The 22,755-nt window shown below is 39.1% G+C and carries 23 protein-coding genes, 2 tRNA genes and 1 rRNA gene; 3 read left to right on the plus strand and 23 right to left on the minus strand.

Annotated elements, in window-relative coordinates:
• From FHY47_RS18165 to spoIIE, 17 genes are all read right to left on the minus strand, one after another.
• A 16S ribosomal RNA gene (locus FHY47_RS18165) occupies nucleotides 1-402 on the minus strand; the annotation flags it as partial.
• A 397-nt stretch (nucleotides 403-799) separates the two neighbouring features.
• Nucleotides 800-2,287, minus strand: a complete 1,488-nt coding sequence (gene lysS / locus FHY47_RS18170; protein WP_148631318.1) for a lysine--tRNA ligase — start codon at nucleotides 2,285-2,287, stop codon at nucleotides 800-802.
• A gap of 171 nt (nucleotides 2,288-2,458) precedes the next feature.
• The gene (gene dusB, locus FHY47_RS18175; protein ID WP_148631320.1) at nucleotides 2,459-3,454 is read right to left on the minus strand and encodes a tRNA dihydrouridine synthase DusB; all 996 of its coding nucleotides are present in this window, start codon (nucleotides 3,452-3,454) and stop codon (nucleotides 2,459-2,461) included.
• A 41-nt stretch (nucleotides 3,455-3,495) separates the two neighbouring features.
• The gene (locus FHY47_RS18180) at nucleotides 3,496-3,705 is read right to left on the minus strand and encodes a helix-turn-helix domain-containing protein (protein WP_066103093.1); all 210 of its coding nucleotides are present in this window, start codon (nucleotides 3,703-3,705) and stop codon (nucleotides 3,496-3,498) included.
• Nucleotides 3,657-4,184 (minus strand): 2-amino-4-hydroxy-6-hydroxymethyldihydropteridine diphosphokinase, encoded by a 528-nt coding sequence (gene folK / locus FHY47_RS18185; protein ID WP_148631323.1) that lies wholly within the window; start codon nucleotides 4,182-4,184, stop codon nucleotides 3,657-3,659. The genes FHY47_RS18180 and folK overlap by 49 nt, the downstream gene beginning before the upstream one ends.
• A complete protein-coding gene (gene folB / locus FHY47_RS18190; RefSeq protein WP_148631325.1) occupies nucleotides 4,174-4,548 on the minus strand; it encodes a dihydroneopterin aldolase in 375 nt (124 codons plus the stop codon). The genes folK and folB overlap by 11 nt, the downstream gene beginning before the upstream one ends.
• Nucleotides 4,541-5,389 carry a dihydropteroate synthase gene (folP, locus tag FHY47_RS18195; RefSeq protein ID WP_148631327.1) on the minus strand — a complete coding sequence of 283 codons (849 nt, stop codon included), beginning with the start codon at nucleotides 5,387-5,389 and terminating at the stop codon, nucleotides 4,541-4,543. The genes folB and folP overlap by 8 nt, the downstream gene beginning before the upstream one ends.
• A gap of 153 nt (nucleotides 5,390-5,542) precedes the next feature.
• Nucleotides 5,543-6,469: a cysteine synthase A gene (gene cysK / locus FHY47_RS18200; protein WP_066103103.1), complete on the minus strand. Its 927-nt coding sequence runs from the start codon at nucleotides 6,467-6,469 to the stop codon at nucleotides 5,543-5,545.
• Nucleotides 6,470-6,642: 173 nt separating this feature from the next.
• Nucleotides 6,643-7,524 (minus strand): peptidylprolyl isomerase, encoded by an 882-nt coding sequence (locus tag FHY47_RS18205; RefSeq protein ID WP_066103106.1) that lies wholly within the window; start codon nucleotides 7,522-7,524, stop codon nucleotides 6,643-6,645.
• A gap of 18 nt (nucleotides 7,525-7,542) precedes the next feature.
• The gene (gene hslO / locus FHY47_RS18210; protein WP_066103109.1) at nucleotides 7,543-8,421 is read right to left on the minus strand and encodes an Hsp33 family molecular chaperone HslO; all 879 of its coding nucleotides are present in this window, start codon (nucleotides 8,419-8,421) and stop codon (nucleotides 7,543-7,545) included.
• A gap of 29 nt (nucleotides 8,422-8,450) precedes the next feature.
• The gene (locus FHY47_RS18215; protein ID WP_148631329.1) at nucleotides 8,451-9,221 is read right to left on the minus strand and encodes a type III pantothenate kinase; all 771 of its coding nucleotides are present in this window, start codon (nucleotides 9,219-9,221) and stop codon (nucleotides 8,451-8,453) included.
• A gap of 537 nt (nucleotides 9,222-9,758) precedes the next feature.
• Nucleotides 9,759-11,744: an ATP-dependent zinc metalloprotease FtsH gene (gene ftsH / locus FHY47_RS18220; RefSeq protein ID WP_148631331.1), complete on the minus strand. Its 1,986-nt coding sequence runs from the start codon at nucleotides 11,742-11,744 to the stop codon at nucleotides 9,759-9,761.
• 124 nt (nucleotides 11,745-11,868) lie between these two features.
• Complete coding sequence (gene hpt, locus FHY47_RS18225; RefSeq protein ID WP_066103117.1) at nucleotides 11,869-12,420, minus strand: hypoxanthine phosphoribosyltransferase; 552 nt, start codon at nucleotides 12,418-12,420, stop codon at nucleotides 11,869-11,871.
• 23 nt (nucleotides 12,421-12,443) lie between these two features.
• The gene (gene tilS / locus FHY47_RS18230; protein WP_148631333.1) at nucleotides 12,444-13,829 is read right to left on the minus strand and encodes a tRNA lysidine(34) synthetase TilS; all 1,386 of its coding nucleotides are present in this window, start codon (nucleotides 13,827-13,829) and stop codon (nucleotides 12,444-12,446) included.
• A 125-nt stretch (nucleotides 13,830-13,954) separates the two neighbouring features.
• On the minus strand, nucleotides 13,955-14,923 hold the full coding sequence (locus FHY47_RS18235) for a protein kinase domain-containing protein (protein ID WP_066103123.1): 969 nt from the start codon (nucleotides 14,921-14,923) through the stop codon (nucleotides 13,955-13,957).
• Nucleotides 14,895-15,629, minus strand: coding sequence for a VWA domain-containing protein (locus tag FHY47_RS18240; protein ID WP_066103126.1), 735 nt, complete (start codon nucleotides 15,627-15,629; stop codon nucleotides 14,895-14,897). Before FHY47_RS18240 ends, FHY47_RS18235 begins: the two co-directional genes overlap by 29 nt.
• A gap of 79 nt (nucleotides 15,630-15,708) precedes the next feature.
• A complete protein-coding gene (gene spoIIE / locus FHY47_RS18245) occupies nucleotides 15,709-18,189 on the minus strand; it encodes a stage II sporulation protein E (RefSeq protein WP_066103129.1) in 2,481 nt (826 codons plus the stop codon).
• Between the two features lie 72 nt (nucleotides 18,190-18,261).
• Here spoIIE and FHY47_RS19370 point away from each other — a divergent pair, with 72 nt between their 5' ends.
• The 3 genes from FHY47_RS19370 (at nucleotide 18,262) to FHY47_RS18255 (ending at nucleotide 18,658) form a co-directional block, all read left to right on the plus strand.
• Complete coding sequence (locus FHY47_RS19370; protein ID WP_262366041.1) at nucleotides 18,262-18,387, plus strand: hypothetical protein; 126 nt, start codon at nucleotides 18,262-18,264, stop codon at nucleotides 18,385-18,387.
• 119 nt (nucleotides 18,388-18,506) lie between these two features.
• Nucleotides 18,507-18,580: transfer RNA gene (locus FHY47_RS18250), tRNA-Met, on the plus strand.
• Between the two features lie 6 nt (nucleotides 18,581-18,586).
• A tRNA-Glu gene (locus FHY47_RS18255) sits at nucleotides 18,587-18,658 on the plus strand.
• A gap of 327 nt (nucleotides 18,659-18,985) precedes the next feature.
• Here the strand turns inward: FHY47_RS18255 and FHY47_RS18260 are convergent.
• From FHY47_RS18260 to yabN, 6 genes are all read right to left on the minus strand, one after another.
• Nucleotides 18,986-19,465 carry a S1 domain-containing RNA-binding protein gene (locus FHY47_RS18260; RefSeq protein ID WP_066103134.1) on the minus strand — a complete coding sequence of 160 codons (480 nt, stop codon included), beginning with the start codon at nucleotides 19,463-19,465 and terminating at the stop codon, nucleotides 18,986-18,988.
• Between the two features lie 107 nt (nucleotides 19,466-19,572).
• Entirely contained in the window at nucleotides 19,573-19,959 is a 387-nt protein-coding gene (locus FHY47_RS18265) for an FtsB family cell division protein (protein ID WP_066103137.1), read from the minus strand.
• Between the two features lie 13 nt (nucleotides 19,960-19,972).
• On the minus strand, nucleotides 19,973-20,623 hold the full coding sequence (gene yabQ, locus FHY47_RS18270; protein WP_148631336.1) for a spore cortex biosynthesis protein YabQ: 651 nt from the start codon (nucleotides 20,621-20,623) through the stop codon (nucleotides 19,973-19,975).
• Nucleotides 20,620-20,925: a sporulation protein YabP gene (yabP, locus tag FHY47_RS18275; RefSeq protein ID WP_066103144.1), complete on the minus strand. Its 306-nt coding sequence runs from the start codon at nucleotides 20,923-20,925 to the stop codon at nucleotides 20,620-20,622. Before yabP ends, yabQ begins: the two co-directional genes overlap by 4 nt.
• A 64-nt stretch (nucleotides 20,926-20,989) precedes the next feature.
• Complete coding sequence (locus FHY47_RS18280) at nucleotides 20,990-21,256, minus strand: RNA-binding S4 domain-containing protein (protein WP_066103147.1); 267 nt, start codon at nucleotides 21,254-21,256, stop codon at nucleotides 20,990-20,992.
• A gap of 26 nt (nucleotides 21,257-21,282) precedes the next feature.
• The gene (gene yabN / locus FHY47_RS18285) at nucleotides 21,283-22,746 is read right to left on the minus strand and encodes a bifunctional methyltransferase/pyrophosphohydrolase YabN (protein ID WP_077248005.1); all 1,464 of its coding nucleotides are present in this window, start codon (nucleotides 22,744-22,746) and stop codon (nucleotides 21,283-21,285) included.
• Between the last annotated feature and the right edge of the window lie 9 nt (nucleotides 22,747-22,755).

Consider the following 22,755-nt stretch of genomic DNA (forward strand, 5'->3'; position numbering starts at 1 on the left):
TGCTCCGTCAGACTTTCGTCCATTGCGGAAGATTCCCTACTGCTGCCTCCCGTAGGAGTCTGGGCCGTGTCTCAGTCCCAGTGTGGCCGATCACCCTCTCAGGTCGGCTACGCATCGTTACCTTGGTGAGCCGTTACCTCACCAACTAGCTAATGCGCCGCGGGCCCATCCCTAAGTGTTAGCCGAAGCCAACTTTCCTTCCAACACCATGTAGTGTTGGAAACTATTCGGTATTAGCACCGGTTTCCCGGAGTTATCCCAATCTTAGGGGCAGGTTGCCCACGTGTTACTCACCCGTCCGCCGCTAACCTTCGGGAGCAAGCTCCCTTAGATTCGCTCGACTTGCATGTATTAGGCACGCCGCCAGCGTTCGTCCTGAGCCAGGATCAAACTCTCCGAAAGATGTTTGATCTAGCTAAATTTTAAAGCAAATTGACGAGATTAAAAATCTCTTATTTTAGACTTGCTTGGCGTTTCGTTTTGTTTAGTTTTCAAAGAACAATCTGTTTCGTTGTCGTTTTGGCGACTTAACTATCATACCAAGTTAGCAACCTCATGTCAACAACTTTTTTTATTTTTTTCTTTATCGCTTGCTTCGTATTTAATACTGCAGCAGCGACGTTTATTAATATACCACCTTGTTTTTTATTTTGCAATACTTTTTTATAAAAGTTTTTGTTTTTATCCTTTCTTATACTATGAAGCTTAGATTTATATCCTTATCTTCATATATCAATTATACGAATGAAAGAAAATAAAGAAGAAGCTGCCCTTAATCGGCAGCTTCTTCTTTAAAATCTTATCTATGTCTCATTAACGGGAATAACAGTACATCACGAATTGAAGGTGAATTAGTTAGTAGCATAATTAGACGGTCCATACCAATTCCAAGACCTCCTGTTGGAGGCATACCATACTCCAATGCTTCTATATAATCATCGTCCATCATATGTGCTTCATCATTACCTTGTTCACGCTCTTTTAATTGCGCTTCAAAGCGTTGACGCTGATCAATTGGATCATTTAGCTCAGTGAAGGCGTTCGCATGCTCACGTCCCACGATAAATAACTCAAAACGATCAGTAAAGCGTGGATCATCCTCATTCTTTTTAGCCAACGGAGAAATTTCTACCGGATGACCATAAATGAAGGTTGGTTGTATTAACTTCTCCTCGATTTTTTGCTCGAAGAATTCGTTAACAATATGACCGTATGTCATAGATTCAGTAATTTGGACATCATGTTCTTTAGCAAGCGCACGCGCTTCTTCAACTGATGTTTCTTTCCAGAAATCTACACCTACGTATTCTTTAATTGCATCTACCATATGAAGTCTTGTCCATTTTGGTGTTAAATCCACTTCATAATCACCGTAAGGAATGACAGTTGTTCCTAAAACTTCTTTTGCAATATAAGCAATGACATTTTCAGTCAAGTCCATTACATCATTGTAGTCAGCATAAGCTTCGTAAAGCTCAAGCATTGTGAACTCAGGATTATGTCTTGTGGACACTCCTTCATTTCTAAATACTCGGCCGATTTCGTATACTTTTTCCAAACCACCAACAATTAGCCTTTTCAAGTGTAATTCAATGGCAATACGCATATACATAGGCATATCAAGCGCATTATGATGCGTTATAAACGGACGTGCAGATGCACCACCAGCAATTGAATGAAGCATTGGTGTTTCAACCTCAAGGAATCCTTGGTCGTCAAAGTAACGTCTCATTGCCTGAATGATACGACTGCGTGTTACAAATGTTTTTTGGCTTTCTTCACTTGTAATTAAGTCTAAATATCTCTTACGATAGCGCTCTTCAATATCTTTTAATCCATGATATTTTTCCGGAAGAGGACGAAGGGACTTAGTAAGATATGTAAACTGGCTTACTTTTATAGAAAGCTCTCCCACTTTAGTTTTAAATACCGTTCCTTTAATACCTACAATATCGCCAAGGTCAGCCATAGTGAATAGCTCATAAGCTTCTTCCCCAATAGCATCTTTACGCACATATATTTGAATTTGACCGCTCACATCTTTAATATGAGCAAAGCCTGCTTTTCCTTTTCCACGCTTTGTCATAATTCTGCCAGCTATAGATACTTCCGCATTCTTTGCTTCTAAATCCTCTTTTTCCACATCTGCATATTCATTGCTAATTTCTTGAGCCAAATGTGTACGTTCGAATCTTTTGCCAAATGGATCTATGCCCATTTCTTGGATGCGGTTCATTTTGTCACGTCTGACTTTTAATTGGTCGTTTAATTCTTCATAATTGCTCATCTTATTTCCACTCCATCTCTATCACGTATATACTGTTCCTTTATTTTACACAACCTTAGAACCTAATATATAAAAAATATCATTATCCTTTTAAAAGTATCATAAAAACTGCCGGTTTTACCGGCAGTTTCTACATACTTATTATACAGTATATCAGGTACTGTCAAATCATCAAACTGCACGAACGGCTTCATGGAGTTCAATATCTTCCACCATATTATAAAGCAGCCCTACCAATTGTTCACGTGTGTTGCACTCATTTATCTCATTTCTGATTCTACCGCTTCCTTTAATACCTTTCAAATACCAAGCTGCGTGTTTTCTCATCTCACGCACAGCGATAAACTCATCCTTCAATGCAATAAGGCGGTCAAGATGCAGGACGCAAACATCGATTTTTTCACGAACAGATGGCTCCGGCAAAAGGAACCCATTTTCTAAATACTTAACGGTTTGGTACATCATCCACGGATTCCCGAGTGCAGCACGACCGATCATGACTCCATCACAGCCAGTTTCTTCAAGCATCCTCTTGGCATCCTGCGGAGTCTGTACATCCCCATTTCCAATAACCGGTATATTGACAGCTTCTTTTGCCATACGGATATAATCCCAGTTTGCCGTTCCTTCATACATTTGAACCCGAGTACGTCCATGGACAGATATCGCACTTCCGCCCGCTCTTTCAACTGCCCTTGCATTCTCTTCAACAAATATATGCTTGTCATCCCAGCCAATTCTCATTTTAACCGTAACCGGTTTATCTACTTTATCAACTACAGCTGAAACCATCTCATAAATCTTATCCGGATTTAGTAACCATCTGGCTCCCGCTTCACATTTAATAATCTTGTTAACAGGACAGCCCATATTAATATCAATTATATCTGCATTGGTGTTCTTATCCACAAACTGAGCAGCCTGAACAAGCGATTCTTTTTCTCCACCAAAAATTTGAAGGCTCAATGGCTTTTCTCGTTCATCAATATAGAGCATGTTGAGGGTTTTTTCATTTCCATAAATTATTCCCTTATCACTAACCATTTCTGCACAAACAAGCCCTACCCCAAATTCCTTAACTGTTAAACGAAATGCTGAGTTACAAACTCCGGCCATAGGTGCAAGTACAACCGGATTCTTCATTTCGACATTGCCAATCTTCAACAATTCAATTCCTCCCTATCCTTTACTTGCACTTATCATTAAATCTATTTAACGAGAGGTTTTAGTTCCTCCACTGTAATGTCCAACTGATTTGCAATATCCTGCAAAAAGCGCTCAGAGGGTATTCGGTTGCCTCTTTCTACCTCGCCAAGCATTGAGACAGAGACAGATAACTCCCTTGCAAATTCCTCTTGAGTAAAACCTTTCAGCTTTCTAAATGCCCTAATACGCCTTCCCCATTTTTCCGCTTCCATATCCGAACCCCTTCTTTTTCGGGGATATCATCCATGATTTCCCTTATAGGTTTTTCCATATTAGGCAGAATGATGTCCTTATCTATCTCCACGAGCGGGATAACCACAAAGGCCCTATCAAGCATCCGCGGATGAGGGACAATTAGGTTTTTCGTTACAATATTTTCTTGATTATATAACAAAATGTCAAGGTCTATTGTTCGCGGACCCCACCTAATTTCCCTTTTTCTGCCAAGAATTTGTTCTATCTTCATGCAGGTAACCAATAGTGTTTGTGCATCGAAAGTTGTGTTTATACAAACAACCATATTCAAAAATTTACCTTGTTCTAAATAGCCTACTGGATTTGTCTCATATATAGATGATAAAGATATAATCTCAATTTCAGGTACTGCTGCCAATTCGCTTATGGCATCCTTTAAATTCGATTCTCTATCCCCTACATTTGTACCTAATCCAATATAAACTTTATTCATCATGCTGCTCTTGCTCCCTTATAATCTCAACTGCAACAAAATCGTAGTGACCCGGTATCGGTGGGTCTGGTTTCACAACCTTGATTTTGCATGAACGAATAATTGAATATGTGCCTAAAATTTCTGCTGATATCTTTTCTGCCACTGCTTCGATTAGATTATATGGCTTTCCTTCCACAATAGCCTTACATAAAGTGTATATTTCAGCATAATTAACCGATTTATTCAGATCATCTGTTTCTCCGGCGACTTGCAGATCCATATACAATTCTGCACTTACTCTATAACGCTGTCCAAGCTTATTTTCTTCTTCATAAACACCATGGTATCCATAAAATTCCATATTTTCAAGAATTATTTTATCCATTTACTTTCACCTTTCCAAGCATCGCATCCATCATACGGGCCATACGGGACATCTCTTTCACATCATGCACCCTTATGATTTGACACCCCTGCTGAACCCCTAAACATATTGTCGCCCCTGTACCTTCCATTCTTTCCTCTACTGGTAGATCAAGTGTTCTGCCGATCATTGATTTACGTGATGTTCCCAATAAGACGGGGTAACCCAGGCTGGTCAATATGTCTAAATTTCGCATCATCAGCAAGTTCTCCTCCAGTGACTTCGCGAAGCCGATACCTGGATCCAGCACAATTTTATCGTTACTAACTCCAGCATCTTTAACAATCTGAATACTTTCATATAAATCATTTAAAACATCACGCAAAAAATGATCATAGGAAGCCTGCTTACGATTATGCATGAGGATGATCGGAGCGCCTGAATCGGCAGCAACACGGGCCATTTCCTCATCACCTTTAGCTCCCCAAACATCGTTTATGATAGTTGCCCCTGCATGAAGTGCTTCTTTTGCCACATCCGCTTTATATGTATCTACCGAGATCGGTACATTGATCTCTTTTGTTAATTCCTTAATAACAGGAATGATTCGCTCCAATTCTTCATCTGACGAAATTCGCTGATGGCCAGGTCTCGTCGACTCACCACCGATATCAATGATATCTGCTCCAGCTTTTATCATTTCCTTTGCACGCAAAACCGCTTGTTCTACTTTGTTAAACTGGCCTCCATCAGAAAACGAATCCGGAGTGATATTTAAAATTCCCATAATCTTAGTGCTTTGTCCAAGTTCCAATCTATATTGTCCACATTCTAGAATCATCTTTTTTTGTGGTAGTTCCATAATAATTTGCTCCTTTAATTAGACTCCGAAATTACTCTATGCAAATCACTATACCACATGTTATTTGTAAAAAAGAAAGAAACACAGAAAACCAAAACAAAAGGAGGCATTTAGCCTCCTCCATATGTTTAGCTTATTTACTCTTCTATACGATTAATCTTCAAAGTTATATAATGGTGTACTTAAATATCTTTCACCATTATCCGGGATGATTGCTAGAACTTTTTTGCCGGCACCAAGTTTTTTGGCAACTTCCAATGCTGCAAAAATAGCTGCCCCTGCAGAAATACCACCAAGAATACCCTCTTCTTTAGCAGCTTTTCTTGCTTGTTCAAAGGCTTGTTCATTTTCAACTTTTATAATTTCATCATAAATATTTGTATTTAATGTATCAGGTATAAAGCCTGCACCAATCCCCTGAATTTTGTGAGGCCCTGGAGTACCGCCTGATAGAATCGGTGAATCCGCTGGTTCAACTGCAATAATTTTAATATCTTTGTATTTCTCACGCAGCACTTCTCCAGCACCCGTAATAGTTCCGCCTGTACCTATACCGGATATAAAGGCATCCAATTGATCGCCCATTTGTTCTACAATTTCTTTACCGGTTGTTTTTCTATGGACTTCTGGATTGGCCTCATTTTTAAACTGCTGCGGCATAAAGTACCCATGTTCATTAACAAGTTCCTCCGCCTTAGCAATTGCACCTTTCATTCCATCTTTACCAGGAGTAAGAATAAGTTGGGCTCCATATGCCTTCAATAAGTTACGGCGTTCCATACTCATTGTATCCGGCATTACCAATATAGCTTTATACCCTTTTGCTGCTGCAACCCATGCCAACCCAATGCCTGTATTACCGCTTGTTGGTTCAACTATCGTTGTACCCGGCTTTAGAAGACCTTTTTCCTCGGCATCTTCAATCATGGCAAGTGCGATACGATCCTTAACACTGCTTCCCGGATTCATATATTCCAATTTCAAATAAACCTCTGCAGATCCATCTTCTACAATCTTATTTAATTTAACAACAGGTGTATTACCTATTAATTCAGAAATATTATTTGCTATTTTACCCAACTTATCCACCCCTAATCCATAGTATTTTCATTGGTTTTATATACAATTTAGCTATTTTTACGCTTTCTGTCAACTATTATACTTCTAAATTCCCAGATTTTCTCGCATCTAACCATGTGAAATAATCTTTATGGCTCATTTACAGTATATAAAAGAAAATAGAGCACATGACTCTATTTTCCATAAATCCAATCCACATCATACTGTTCCCAAAGCATATCTGCAGATACAGGTATATTCATTTGTTCCATTGCAGTCTTTCTTTTAAGATTAGATTTTATTTTTCCAAAGGATAGTTCGGATTTACCAATCTGATCACGCAAATAGAGTATCGCATATCCATCCTTGATCTTAATTGGCTGACTCCATTCCCCTGGTTTTAATGAAGCCGCAGTTTCTTTATATTCTTCAGGGACAGACTCGGAATCTAAAGATATATACCCTAATTCTCCACCATTATTGGCCGTATATTTATCTTCCGAGCGCTCTATTGCCATTGCAGCAAAATCAGTTCCCGCCTTCAATTCCTTAATAATCGCATTTGCTTTTGCCTTTTCACTAAGTACGATATGGGATAGACGATAGAGATCAGTGAACTTTAATAAGCTTTCATTACTTTTATAGTAAGACTCAACTTCCTTGTCTGTTATAACGGCATCCTTTGTCAACAACTTCTCAAGCAGAATTGAAACTTCAAGTTTCTTTTTGTGCTCCTTATCACTTATATGAGCGGGTGAATTTCCAGTAAAACCATATAACGCTTGCCGAAGAACAGCCTCCACTTTCATCTCATCCTCAGAAACAGTCAGCTGATGCTTAGCCGCCAATTGAAGAATAACTTCTTCATTTACCATTGTAGTTAATACATCTTTGCCATGTATCCTTTCCAATTCAGCGAGCCAGTCTGGACGGCTAATCTCTTCATCCCCTACTGCAGCAACAATTTCCGTTGCATCTTCCTTCATTGAATTTTCCCCCACCGTAAAGTAAAGGACAGTCACAATATTCAATAGAATTAAACCGGCGATAATGGACCAACATTGCTTACTTGACAAAGTAACTCCTCCAATAAATTACTTAGCTGTGTCTTTTAGCTCCTGAAGCTCCTCTTTGGTAAATATATATTTTTCATTACAGAAATGACATTGGGTTTCAGCCTGACCATCTGTCTCGATCATATCTTCTAATTCTTCTTTTCCAAGACTGATTAAAGCATTTGCTATCCTATCCTTGGAACATTGACACTGGAACGATATTGGCATTTTTTCTAATATTTTTACGTTTGTTTCTCCCAATACTTTATTAAGTACTTCTTCCGGAGTTAAACCATCCTGAATCATTTTGGATATAGGCGGAATTGATCCTAGAGCTTTCTCTATTTTTTCTATAACCTCTTCTTCCGTGCCGGGCATTAGCTGGATAATAAATCCACCCGCAGCAAGAATCGAGTCATCCGGATTAACCAAAACACCGACTCCTACAGATGAAGGAGTTTGCTCAGAGGCAACAAAATAATAAGTAAAGTCTTCACCAAGCTCGCCTGAAATTAAAGGAACTTGGCCAGAGAAATTATCTCTTAATCCAATATCTTTAACAACAGTTAACGTACCATTTGTACCAATAGCACGTCTTACATCAAGTTTTCCATGTTCATTAGACTCAAAATCAACATGAGGGTTTGTCAGATATCCCCTAACCTCACCCTTTGCATTACTATCAATGATAACCGGACCAATCGGACCATCACCCTCAATTTTAATAGTAATCTTTGCTTCGCCTTTTTGCATGGCTCCCATCATTACAGCCGCTGTCATTGCTCTTCCCAACGCAGCAGATGCTGTACGCCAAGAATCCTGTCTTCTTTGTGCCTCTGCAATAGTTTGCGTACTTGAGACTGCATACGCCCTTACTTGTCCATCAAATGCTAGTGCTTTAACTAAATAATCGTTCATGATAAACTCCTTCCAAATCCATTACAGGATTATCGTTGTATATTCTTTGAATAGATGATTTGCAGACCTTTTAATGTTAAATACGGATCGACAACATCAATTATGGATGTTTCATTTGCAATCATAGATGCTCTTCCGCCAGTAGCGATAACCATAGGATTCTGCTTACTCTGTTTTTTTATCCTGGTTACAATTCCTTCTACCTGTCCAATAAAACCATATAAAACGCCGGACTGCATAGCGTTTACTGTATTCTTCCCAATGATATTGGCAGGACGAACAATCTCTATCCTGGGCAGTTTAGCAGCCTTCGAATAGAGCGCCTCTGTAGAAATTTCAATTCCCGGGGCAATCACCCCTCCTAAATACTGGCTATACTCATTTACATAACAATACGTTGTCGCTGTACCAAAGTCTACTATAATGATTGGCGCTCCATAATCATGAATTGCAGCCACAGCATTCACGATTCGATCTGCCCCAACTTCTTTAGGATTATCATATTTTATATTTAATCCCGTTTTAACACCAGGCCCAACAACCAAAGGCCTCAGTTGAAAGTATTTTGTACACATTCTTTCAAGTGAAGACATTATGGGAGGCACAACAGAGGAAAGAATCATTCCTTTTACATCATGGAAGGTTAACCCAACATGACTCAACAACTGATTAAATATCATTCCGTATTCATCTTCAGTTTTTCCCCGATTCGTACCAATTCTCCAATGAAAACAAAGATCATCATCCCTATAAACACCAATCGAAATATTCGTATTCCCCACATCCATCACCAATAACATGCAAAAACCCCCTATCAAAAAAGCTGAAGGGCCTTGGTCAACCGCGACAAGCATAAGAGGAGGTGCGGAGGGAGAGCGCTTTTTCTCTCCCGCAGCAGCTACACTTATGTCTCGAGCGGTTAGGCCCTGAAGCTAAATTACATCAAAAAGCTAAAGGGCCTTGCTCAACCGCGACAAGCATAAGAGGAGGTGCGGAGGGAGAGCGCTTTTTCTCTCCCGCAGCAGCTACACTAATGTCTCGAGCGGTTAGGCCCTGAAGCTAGATTACATCAAAAAGCTGAGACGACTGGTCAGGAGCGACAAGCATAAGACGAATACTCGGAGGGAGGTGCTCTTTCCTCCCGCAGAGATCATGCTTATGTCCCGAGCTCCTAGGCCCTGAAGCTGGATTAATCAAAAAGCTGAAGCCCCTTATTTAACGAACAAAGACTAAGTACGCCACATCCTGTGGCAACGCCTTCATGACCAACTTCCTGTTAGCATTCTATCCCTTTTCAAAAAAAGTGCCCCATTCATATGATGGGACACTCAGAATTCTTACAATTTATTAGGATCGTTTGTTTCCATATCCGGTGGTGTAGGAGGAGTTTGATCATCTTCTCTTTGCTCGGATATTGTATCGTCTTTGGATAGATCCTCAGACAGAATTTCCTTTTTAGCTGATACATTCACTGTAACATCGCTCGCTACCTTACGCTCAGGCAACTTACCATAATCCGCTAAGTGGCGAATTTGTTCAGCATCTAACGTTTCAATCTCAAGTAATGTATTAGCAATTAAGTCTAACTTACTGCGGTTTTCAGTAAGAATTTTTCTTGCACGTTCATAGCAAGTTTTGATGATATTTTGGATTTCGATATCAATTTCATAAGCAATCTTATCAGAATAGTTTTGCTCACTATTAATATCGCGACCTAAGAATACTTGGCCTCCTGAAGCCTGGCCAAATTGCATCGGTCCGAGTTTATCACTCATTCCATATTCAGTTACCATTTTGCGGGCAATACTTGTAGCACGTTGGAAGTCATTATGAGCTCCTGTACTCACTTCACCAAAGACAATTTCTTCAGCAACACGTCCGCCCAATAATCCGGTAATCTTATCGAACAGTTCAGGCTTAGTCATAAAGTAACGATCTTCACGCGGAAGCATTACAGCATAACCACCTGCCTGGCCACGCGGAACAATTGTTACCTTATGGACCATATCTGCTTCGTCAAGTACCAACCCGATAACCGTATGTCCGGATTCATGGAAGGCAACAATATTTCTTTCTTTCTTAGAAATGACACGGCTTTTTTTAGCAGGACCGGCAATCACACGATCCGTTGCTTCATCAATGTCGCTCATATCTACTTTTTTCTTATCTTGTCTTGCAGCTACCAAAGCAGCTTCATTCAAGAGATTTTCTAAATCAGCACCGGAGAAACCTGGGGTTCTCATCGCAATTGCTTTAAGATCCACATTTTCATCAAGCGGTTTGTTTTGTGCATGTACACGAAGTACAGCTTCCCTTCCAATTAAGTCAGGACGGTCAACCGTAATTTGTCGGTCAAAGCGGCCTGGACGTAAAAGAGCCGGGTCAAGAATATCAGGTCGGTTTGTAGCAGCAATGATAATGATACCTTCATTTGCTCCGAAACCATCCATTTCAACAAGCAATTGGTTCAGGGTTTGTTCACGTTCATCGTGTCCCCCGCCAAGGCCAGCTCCACGCTGACGTCCAACTGCATCGATTTCATCGATAAAAATAATACATGGTGCATTCTTCTTCGCATTTTCAAAAAGGTCACGCACACGGGAAGCACCCACACCCACGAACATCTCAACAAAGTCTGAACCACTGATAGAGAAGAAAGGTACACCTGCTTCACCAGCTACTGCTCTTGCAAGCAAGGTTTTCCCTGTTCCCGGAGGTCCTACTAAAAGTACACCTTTTGGAATTCTCGCACCTAATTCAGCAAATTTACGAGGGTCCTTCAAGAACTCAACAACTTCAACCAGTTCTTGCTTTTCCTCATCAGCACCTGCTACATCTTTGAAGCGCACTTTTTTCTTTTCTTCACTGTAAAGCTTAGCTTTACTTTTACCAAAGCTCATTACTTTGTTTCCGCCACCTTGCGCACTATTCATCAAGAAGAAGAACAATAGCAAAATAATGACGAACGGAATAATTGAAGTTAAGAATGTTACCCATACACTTGTTTCTTTTGCTGGAGCAACTGTAGATTTTACACCCTGTTCATCAATTAAGTCAGTAACCTCTTCAGCCTGTTCTGCAAGGATATATGTTAAATAATACTCATTTTCCTTAGCATCCTTTAATTGACCCTTAACAGCATATACTCCGCGTTCCACCTGTAAATCAGCGGATTTAACCTCACCTTTTTCAAGGCTTTCAATAAACTCATTATTAGAAATATGTTTAGTTGGCTCGGAATTTTGGTTAAACACACTTACTACTCCGATAATCGCCACAAAAATAAGTAAATAGAATATGGTATTTCTAAAAATACGGTTCATCCCTAACCTCCTCCCAAAAAACTAAATATAGTATTCGTATCTACAATCAGGTTACTTATATATTTTATATAAAGATCATAGCACAGTCTATTATGTGAATAGCGGTTATTAATCATCTATATCCCTATTTGGCAGTTTCGTAAACTTCCCTTTTTAACACGCCAATGTATGGAATGTTTCTGTATTTTTCCATGTAGTCAAGCCCGTATCCGACAACAAATTCGTCAGGTACATTAAAGCAAGCGTAATCCGCATGTATATCCGCTTTTCTTCCGGATGGCTTATCCAATAATGTGACAAGCTTGATGGATTTAGCTTTTCTGTATTTAAATAAATCCACTAAATAAGAGAGGGTAAGACCGCTGTCTATGATATCTTCAATAATCAGCAAATCTCTGCCTTCTACAGATGTGTTTAAATCTTTAATGATTTTAACTTCACCGCTTGAAACCGTAGAAGTACCATAGCTGGAAACATCCATGAAATCCATTTCCAAATAGCTGTCTACATGCTTTAATAAATCGTTCATAAAAGGCATTGCACCTTTCAGCACACCTATCACTAATGGATTAAGATCCTTGTATTCCTCTGTAAGCAAAGCCCCGAGTTCTTTAATTTTGCCTTGGATTTCTTCTTCTGAAATCAAAATTTTCTCAATATCATTATGAATCGTCATTCGGTAGTCCTCCTAGAAGAGCATTATTCAACATACTTTATCATGATGGCTGGCATCGGGGTCTTTTCTAAATTAATCTTTTGCAGACCTGGTATCCAAACAATTTGATCATTCTTATTAACAATAATTGGCCAACTCTCCCGCTCATGCACAGGTATCTTGTGTTCAAGAAACAGCTTTTTCAGTTTTTTATGGCCCGTGAAGCCTTTAGGCTGATAACGATCTCCATCCCGCTTATTCCGCACCCTTAATGGTAAGTCCTCTTCACTTAAAGGTAAAATACATGTATATCGAGATGCATGCTCCCATTTTTCAGATAAGGGATCCAGCAGTACTGTTTCAATAACGGCGCCATTCGCAAGAGCCGTCTTCCCCGGTATACGGAGTTCCTTTGATAAAGTTACTGATGGCAGCCTTCCAAAATGGAAAAGCAACTGATCATATGCTTTCGTAACTTGAAGCCCAGAAGGTAATTGCACGGAGGTGGAAGGATTGGATTCTGTCAATAAAGACTGAATACACTCTATATGTACGTATGAAAATACATAAGGTTTCACTTGATAAAGATAGTTTAATATTAGATGAATCACCCTCCTTTGTAAAGGTTTTGGCACCTTTCCAAGAGAAGATATGGGAACTTTTAAAATCCCGTCCTTTTCAGTTAATTCAAGAGAATTATACTCTTTTTCAGCTAACACCATCAAAAACCCTTCATCTTGCTCCAAATCCTCGCTAAACCGTTGAATATGATCAAGCGCTTTACTATTTTCCTTTTTTATCATCGGTAATATGTATTTGCGGAATCGATTTCGGGTATAAATATCCTTTTCATTACTCGGATCTATGCGTGGGTTGAGATTCATCTCTGTACAATATTCCAGAATATCTTCTCTTGTAACAGCAAGAAAAGGACGTATGATCCATCCACCCCCGAATAATCTTTTCAGAGGAATTCCAATCCTCGCCATCCCAGAAGTCCCTCTAATAAGGTTCATTAAGACTGACTCCGCTTGATCATCCTTATGATGAGCAAGAGCTAATTTTTGCGCCGCATACTTTTCCATTATATCCCTATAAAATGCATATCGACAATCTCTGGATGCCTGTTGTGGATTTTTACCTGTATCTTTAATATATTTTGGGACATCTATCCGACTTCCTTCAAATGGGATTCCCCATTCCTCACATATTTTTTCTACAAATAAATACTCCTCAAATGATTCTTCACCTCTGAACATATGATCTACATGGGCAACCACAAGGGTTAGATTATAGGATTTTTTTATGCTATTTAAATAAGCAAGCAATGCCAATGAATCCGGCCCACCGGAAACACCAACCAAAATCGTGTCATTATGATTAATCAATTGTTTTTTATTAATATAAGCAGTCACTTTCGCCTCTAACATAAATATTCCTTTCTACCGTTGCTTTCAATTAATTATTATCGTACCACTCTTACAAATGGAATCCAAAAATTATCTTTCAAAAAAAAACGGTAGAGACAGCGTTATTGTTTGTATTTGTTGTGAACTTATACAACTTGACCAAACATATAAAATGCATAAAGCAAAGTAATGATAGCAACTAAAAAAAACGTTTCAAAGAAACTGCTTTTATCATTGGATTTTCGTTTCCTCATCTGTACTCGACTGGTGTTAACTGGAGTATTCTTTTTTACAGCGGTGCGGGTAGCGGTTTGTTTTGTGTGTAAATGAGATATGACTTCCTTTTTCATATCAGTTGCCGTTATGTAATGACCCTTCAAAGCTTTTAAAAGAATGGACTCCAACTCTCTGAGTTCCTGCTTGTTTTTCACCAATTCCTTTAATTGGTTAATTCCTTCTCCGTTTTTATTAAACCTTTTTTGATAGGCTGCATTGATCACTATCATAGCGAGCGCAAATAAATCATATGATGGCTCTGCTCTTCTGCCCCCCAGCTCCCAATATCCCCGGTCAAAATACTCAGTGTATTCTTTAATCGCACGACCGATTTGCGTGGTTCCTCCTACATCTATAAAACGGACTTTAAAATCGGGTAATTGTACTATCAAGTTTTCAGGTTTTAAATCCCCAAAAACCCATCCTAGCTTATGCATTTCCTCAAGGCTGTTTAGAAGCTGCAGCATGAGTACACCAAGCCAATCTGAACTTCTTTTTTGCACAAACGTTAGAAAGGAATCTCCGGAAATATACTCCATCACGTAGAAAGGAATAATTTTTCCACTCCCTATACAATCATCCACATCTATCAAATAAGGTCCTAGGGATATTCCCTGGACCTTTGCAAATGATTTTAATACATTTACTTCTGCAGCAATAGTAGCACTGTTATCACTAAACTTGATTGCTACTGATCCATCCGAAGAATCTGCGAGGTAAACAATTCCATTAGCGCCATACCCTAATTCTTTTCGAATGATATAACTCTTATGATGCCATTTGCCCCTGATTACTGATCCAATTGGGAAGCTACATGGTTTCTTCGAAGTATTGATCATCGTCGCCTACTATTCTCCTTATAGAAGACTCTTTATTAAAATACTTAATGGCCTCACGAATAGCCGGACCAGTCGGGGTAATCCCTCCAGTCGTTAATTTGGCGAAAATTTTAGAAAGAGATTCAAGTCTAGGACTCCAATCCATTACTCTTTCCACTTCGGTTCTTTTCCCGGGAAATATAAAAACTGAGAACTGATTTTCACCACTTCTCGCATTTAGACTTATAGACAAATCTATAAGCGCCTCTTTAACCGTTGGCAGCTTATGCTTCATACTGGCACTTGTATCAACCAATACAAGAACCTCCATTTTTACTTTTTCTCCCAGATCCTCCACTACCTCCATTACCTCGCCGCGTTTATCAGGTGGTAATTCTTCCATAGTGATATGATTCCCCAATATTTGCTGAAGCTCTTTATTCACTACGCCCTGTATCGTTTGGTTCATTGCCTTCCTAGTGACCATTTGTACAGTTTGTGATAATTGCTCAGCATAGACGATTTGATGAATGCCAGCACCAGATGATGCTATATTCTCAATCTCTTGCATTCCCCCCTCGTCTATAATGTCCTTATCCATAACACCAATTACATTTACAGTAATTCCTTCCTCACGTGCTAGTGCAGCCATCGCTGTCGGGCTCTCTCCCTGATTGGAGCAGCCGTCTGTCAGCAATAATATTTGTTTAACTGTACCTGTCTTCATTTCATCATCCTCCTATACCGCTATTATTATTTCCATCTTCGCCTATATATAGGCGCTTTATACGATTAGGAGGATATTATTATTGAGCTTTTTTCTTCTTGGCACCGACAGGTATACTTGTCCATTTTGGAATATTATGATTGATTTGTGCGACGACAATTGTCATATCATCTTCAATTTTTCCTGAGCTTGTCCTGATTACCTCCTCGAGAATAATATCAGCTATTTCCTGTGGCCTGTCAGTCCCGATTTCTCTAATCTTTCTAATCATCCATGCTTCATAATTTTCTACATGTTTTGGCCCCTCAAATATTCCATCACTCATCATAATTAAAAGGTCACCGGCCTTTAATTGGTCATGAACCACATCCACATCAAATTCTTTGATAATACCAATTGGCAAGTTATTAGATTGGATTTTCGTAACCTGCTGCCCTCTCTTTATAAAGCTTGGAGTTGAACCCACTTTTAAAAATTTCACACTCGCATCCTGCAAATCAATCATCGATAAGTCAAGTGTTGAAAAGATTTCATCTGTAGTCCGCAATGAGAGAATCGAGTTAATCGATTTAATAGCTACCTTTTCCTCTATTCCAGACTCTAGTATTTTTTGCAGTAGCCCTAAGGTTTCTGAGCTTTCATTATGGGCCCTTTCTCCATTTCCCATGCCATCACTAATGGCAATCGCATGCTTCCCTTTTCCGATGTCAATCATGGTGTAACTGTCCCCTGATACAAGCCCTCCTCCCTTTGCAGCATGGGCTACACCAGTTTCTACTGTGTAGCGTTTGGCAGAACGGAATGTTAAGCGGCATAAACCTCCCTGAAACGAACTGCACTCTTCTTTGTAAACAATGATATGCTCTTCCAATATATCTGAGAGCATGGGGCCAATTAATTTCTCACCTACACCACTTCCCTCGCAATCTGGGATTTGCATATCTATATCAACATTCCCTTGTTCCAGGGAATAAATTTCTATTTGGTGGATATCCAAACCGAACCCCCGTATGGAATCCAGTAATTGTTCTTCATGAATATGGAGATTTTCGCGTTCTTTTGTAATCTCCTTAGCAAAGTCCTCCATTACCTTTGAAACTCCCTGGAGTTGATCTGCCACGAGCTTTCTACTTTCTCTCACTTGTTTTTTTAATTTTTGGTTTGCATTGTAATAAGAGATCTCCTGAAGCATCGCCTCCGTCACTTTATCATATCTTGTACAGAACCGTTTCCATTCTCTCTGCGTGGCCTGCGGAACTTGCCCGGACTCGTCCTGTAAACTCTCAACCAACTCTCCCATCATTCCATACGTATAATCAAAATTCTTCGCCCAGCAATGATCCTTTTTGAAACAGGTCTGGCATGTTTTTTCAGTCACATTGCTAAGAAAATAATCCAACTCACGTTCCTTTTCTACCTCCTTCGTTGTTTGTTCCTCCATCTGTGAAAAACTATTCGATAAAGCCTGGAAAACAGATGAAAATTGATTCACTCTTTGCGCAGTAACATCTCTGACCCTCCTGACATAACGTTGCTGTTCATTCGTATGCTCTGCTGTTCCAGGAATATGTTTGGCTACTTTTGAAATAAGGGTAGCAGGGGTCATAAAAAATAAAGCAATAGCCAATAAAGATTCATATAGAGTTACTGATATATTTTGACTCCCTTCCCCATAAAGGCCAATTAATAATGTGGCAATTATTAAACCTAATGATGCCCCTATTTTTTTCCCTTCTTTAAGAAGGCCTCCTAGTAAACCAGAGAAGGCCAATAAGCTCATCTGGAAAAGGTTGCTCAGATTGGCCAGACTGAATATTAAACCAGTTACCACTCCTACTGTCGATCCAATTGAGGCTCCTCCAGAGACTGCAAAAAGGAGAACTAAGTATCTGCTCAATGTATGATCAAGAGATATATGATAAATCGACCAGCCGATCGTACCGGTCATAACAGAGGCCAGCATGATAATCAAACTGATAACTTCCTCTGTCCTTAGTCCCTGTGGACTTTTTTTCATAGCAATCAGTGGGATACATTGAATAAAAATCATGGTAAGAATAAGAGCTAAACCTGCTTCAACACCGATCATCATGGCATCGTATATCTCAAACTTCATATATTTCAAATAGCGTTCCGTTGCTCCTGCAATTCCCATGGCTATTAAAACATATACACCAACAACTTTAAATTGATTCTCCACTGATGGCTGTCTTAGCTTATATAAGAGGAGGAATAAGGCACATGAAGCAAATAAACTTAAACCTGCTGACCAGGAGATTGTTAACGCACCTCCTATTGAGGCGACCATAACAAGCGGAGAACGTTCCCGCCTCATCATGTATACTGCTGCAAAGAATGGGAGAGAAAAAGGAGCCAACTGTGAAAGGATAAGCGCCCTTCCCAGGAGAAATCCCAAAACTACTAATATATATCCTTGTTTCACGAAGTAATCCTCTAGCTTCGTTACATACTTGTCCACTAATTGAGTAGGATTCCATTTGCCAGCATCATATTGAACATCCGTTACCGATCCATACATTGTACTTTGTGTTTTATCCACATTACCACTCCCTAACAGGTGATTGTCTTTTATTATAAAGGGGATATAATCCTAAATTTGTCAGAACGGAGGATGAGTTTTTATAAAGTGTTCGACGGCATTCCATGTGAATGGGCAGAAGAAAACACAAAGGTTATCGAAGGAATCATAAAGGAGAATATTTTATTAAACTACTTTGTAGGAAAGGCTAGAAGATAGAAGAAATAGATACTTATTTAAATGTAATATTCTAATTATTGGCTAAAATATTTAAACCATTGACAAAGTATTTACTAGATTGTAAGATAATTTTTGTGTTTAAAAGTATATTTGATTATGGCGGTGTAGCTCAGCTGGCTAGAGCGTACGGTTCATACCCGTAAGGTCGGGGGTTCGATCCCCTCCGCCGCTATTTTGAGGCCCCTTGGTCAAGCGGTTAAGACACCGCCCTTTCACGGCGGTAACACGGGTTCGAATCCCGTAGGGGTCATCTATACAAAAAACCAGGGATATATCCCTGGTTTTTTTGTGTTTATAAAGAATATAACTCTTCTAGATTTATCACTTCATACTATTCCATCTATAAGAACACTCAACAATCAAACATTTTTAACATGATGGCTTTATTGATTTTTAAATGAACAACATTTACTGACATGCTCATTCTAGTCAAATCCTTTAAACAGCAGGATTATACTACCCTATCTATGCCATATAATCCCTATATCAATTGATAATCAAATGTAAAAAACAAAAACAGACCAACAACTGATGTTGGTCTGTTATATAAATTGCCATTTTGTTTCAGCAGCAAGGTTTAGCCGCGTCTTCCGCCTCTGCCACCTCGTTTGGATTCTGTGTTCCTCTTAAGAGATGACATACGCTCTTCACTATCTTTCAAGAAGCGGGCCATTTTTTGTTCGAAGCTTTCTCGCGGCGGTCTGGAATCATGTCCTCCTCTTCCTCCCCGAGAGTCATTTCTTCCACCACGTGAATCGTTTCCTCTGTTATAACGAGGTCGTTGTTGATAAGATGATTGCGCAGGTTGTTCGCTCTCCTTCTTCTCAACAGCTTTTTTTATAGAAAGACCGATTTTGCCATCTTTCTCTACATTTATGACTTTTACTTCAACTTGATCTCCCACTTTTAGGTGATCATTAATATCTTTTACATAATTATCAGCAACCTCACTGATGTGGACAAGTCCTGTTGAACCCTCGGGCAGCTCAACAAATGCTCCGAAATTAGTGATTCCTGTTACCTTACCTTGTAACTTGCTGCCTACTTCGATTGACATAAAAAAATTGCTCCTCCTTAAGAAATTAAAAAAATAAAATAATGGAAGTTATAGCTTCCCCTTATATTATAATCACTTAAAAAAATATGTGTCAACGTGAGGGATATCTACTTGCCCTCATTTTCGGGAAGATTGAATATTATTTCTCCATCATCTGATAGAAAATATTCTTTACGCGCAAACTTTGCTATATATTCATCATCATTCAATTTAATGATTTCTTCCTTTAATCTTGCTTCATCCTTTTGAAGATCTGACAATTTCACTTTCAATTCACTTTTATGTTCTTCTTTAGCCTTCAAAGCGGAATGTTGAGAAAAGAGTGTTGTAAGAACGATCCCAGTTGTTATGATGGCAAAAAGCCCAAATATTACAAGCCTTCTTGTCAATCCTAATTTCTTTTTCTCAAAGGACTGGGTTCGTTTCTCTTGATATTGGGCATATGGCGTATCGATTTGTTTGATATTTTCCTTCTTTTTATCAAGCGATCCCATTTCCTTTCCTCCTTTAAGACTTATTTGTCCATTTTTTTAATAATTTATTGATAGTATTCTTCAACTTTTTTCCAATTCCTGCTAGTTTATCAAAAAACTTTTCGACAGGTGATCGCACACCGCCCGGAATTGTCTTCCAAAGCCATGACGCTGTACTAGTAAAGGGATAGAAAATCACCCTTACTATCGATATTAATGCCTTTAAAAGATACTTGGCAAGCCATAATAGAGGATTGCCAAACTTTAGCAACACTTGAAATATAAGCAATATAACAGTAATAATTAGCGCAATTAACCCTTTTATTGGCCGAATGAATAAGAGAGCTCCCAATTTAACAAGGAATTTACTGAATTTATTAACCCAATAAATAGTCATTTCCAGCAATCTTTTATATGAATTTCTAAGAAGGGCTTGATAGGCGGAATAACCGCATAGCAGTGCCAATAAGATATAAAAGCGCCATTCTCCCTGATTGGATTCGTATAAAACATAGAAAATGAGCAAGGCCTGAATGCACCAAAATAAGATGTCATTAATAAAAACAAACCATACTTTTCTCTTTGCTCTAACTAAAAAGCGGTTGTATGTATCAAATGCTGCTCCAAAGTAAATACCCATGCCAATCATGGATAACAGGGTTACAAACTGGGTGTCCAGACTCATCTGAACAGTTTGCCAAAGAATCCTTTAGCTTTCTCCCCGCTATGTTCGTCCAAGTAATTGATTTCAAGTATTTTACCTTTAATTGATACAATTCCTTTATCGACATCCAGGTTTTTCATTTGTAGATTTTGCCCTCTGACCGAAAGAAACCCCATGACCGTTTCGAGAAGGAACTCCTCATTGTCAAAGCTCTCTACCTGCTTAACACCTGATATATCGAGAAGCCTTCTACCCTTCATGCTAATATCGTGATCAGGTCCAGCTGATTTACTCGTTTGGTTTGTATCATAATATTGGTTCATCCTAATCCCCCATTATCAAACATTTGTACAAGTGTATGATAGGATGATAGGAATTAGACCATGCTTAAAACGACTCTGATAGTTTTGCTTCTTTTATGAGGGTATACATTCCTGCTGCCTCATCCTTCTTCGTTGTCTCCAGAAGTTTATCTACACGGACAGTCAGTACTTTTTGCCCCAATCTGATATCCAAAATATCTCCAATCTTTACATCGGCTGAAGCTTTGGATTCTTTACCATTTATTTTAATTCTTCCCTGATCTGCAACTTCTTTTGCAATTGTTCTCCTTTTAATAATCCGGGAAACCTTTAAAAACTTATCTAATCTCACTATGTATTCAACCTCCATTTATTCCTTTATATACCTGACTCTTTGGCTTGTTCCCAAAACTCATCAAGCTCTTTAAGTGTATAATCGCTCCATGCTTTTCCTGATTCCCTTACGCAATCATTTACAAACAAAAATCTCTTTCTAAATTTTTGATTTGTCCGATGTAGCGCCTCTTCAGGGTTGATTTTTAACAATCTAGCCACATTTACAAGGGCAAACAGAACATCTCCAAACTCTGATTCTATATTATGGGTGTCTGGTTTATTCTTATTCCACTCTGCTTTAAATTCATCAAGTTCTTCAAAAACCTTTTCCCAGGCAGGTGAAACATCATTCCAATCAAAGCCCAATTTAGAGGCTTGCTTCTGAATATCATAAGCCTGTATAAGATTCGGAAAATGGGTGCTGACATTCAAAATGGAATCAGAGGTATTTGAACCTTCTTCCTTTTTAACCCTCTGCCAGGTTTCCTCTACATCTTTTGCTGATTCTGCCCTTTCATTACCAAAAACATGGGGATGTCTGCGCACCATTTTTTCAGATATCCCTTGAATGACATCATCAATGGAAAAGTACCCTTCATCTTCCCCGATTCTGGCATGTAACATCACCTGAAGTAATACATCACCAAGCTCTTCAATTATGTGATCAATATCACCTTCATTAATTGCATCAATCAGTTCATAAGCCTCTTCCAGTAAATACTTCCTTAGCGATTCATGAGTCTGTTCTCTGTCCCATGGGCATCCCTCCGGAGATCTGAGTTTATCAATGATCTCTCTCAGCTTCCAAAACTCCTTATATTGATTTTCTTCCTTCTGAATCGGAGGTACATAGACTGACGTTAAATTGCTCAATTGCATGGCACGATCCAATTCATAAAGTGGCATACGTTCAACTGATTCGGAGCTCATCCCCGCACCGGTCACTAAATAAACTTCATGATCATCCGGATATTTTTCCATTAAGGTCAGTTTCACTTCGGAAGCAACAAAGGCGTCATAAACCTGACTTACAATCATATGCTGAGTGATATTGACATCCCTCAATGAAAGGTCCGTACCATCTAGAAATTGAAAACCCTCAACCGGATCCACTTTAATGGATGTGAACATGGCATCGAGGAAGCTTTGGCCGCCTTTAATATGTACAGGTATCCCTTTCTTTTCACCTTCCGAAAGTAAGATTTGTACAGTCTTTTCAGCGATTAGCGGATGCCCCGGCACACTATAGATTACATCCTGGACCTTAGCCTTCTGAATTAGAATTTCTGCAATTTTCTCATAAACTGCTTCGAACTGATCATGCTCCTCATAGATGGAGTCAAAGCTCTCAACCTTCAGACCCTCAGCCACCAATTCTTTCAATACCGGGTGTTCAATAGTTCTCGCATATACGAGCTCTGTATTTTTCAGTAATTTATAAATGCCCAAAGGCATTTGATCAAGCTCTCCTGCCCCTAAACCTATAATTGTGATTTGGTTAGTCACACTTCAGCT

Origin of the sequence: Bacillus sp. E214 (genome assembly GCF_008087365.1) — a bacterium.
Classification (GTDB): Bacteria; Bacillota; Bacilli; order Bacillales; family Pradoshiaceae; genus Pradoshia.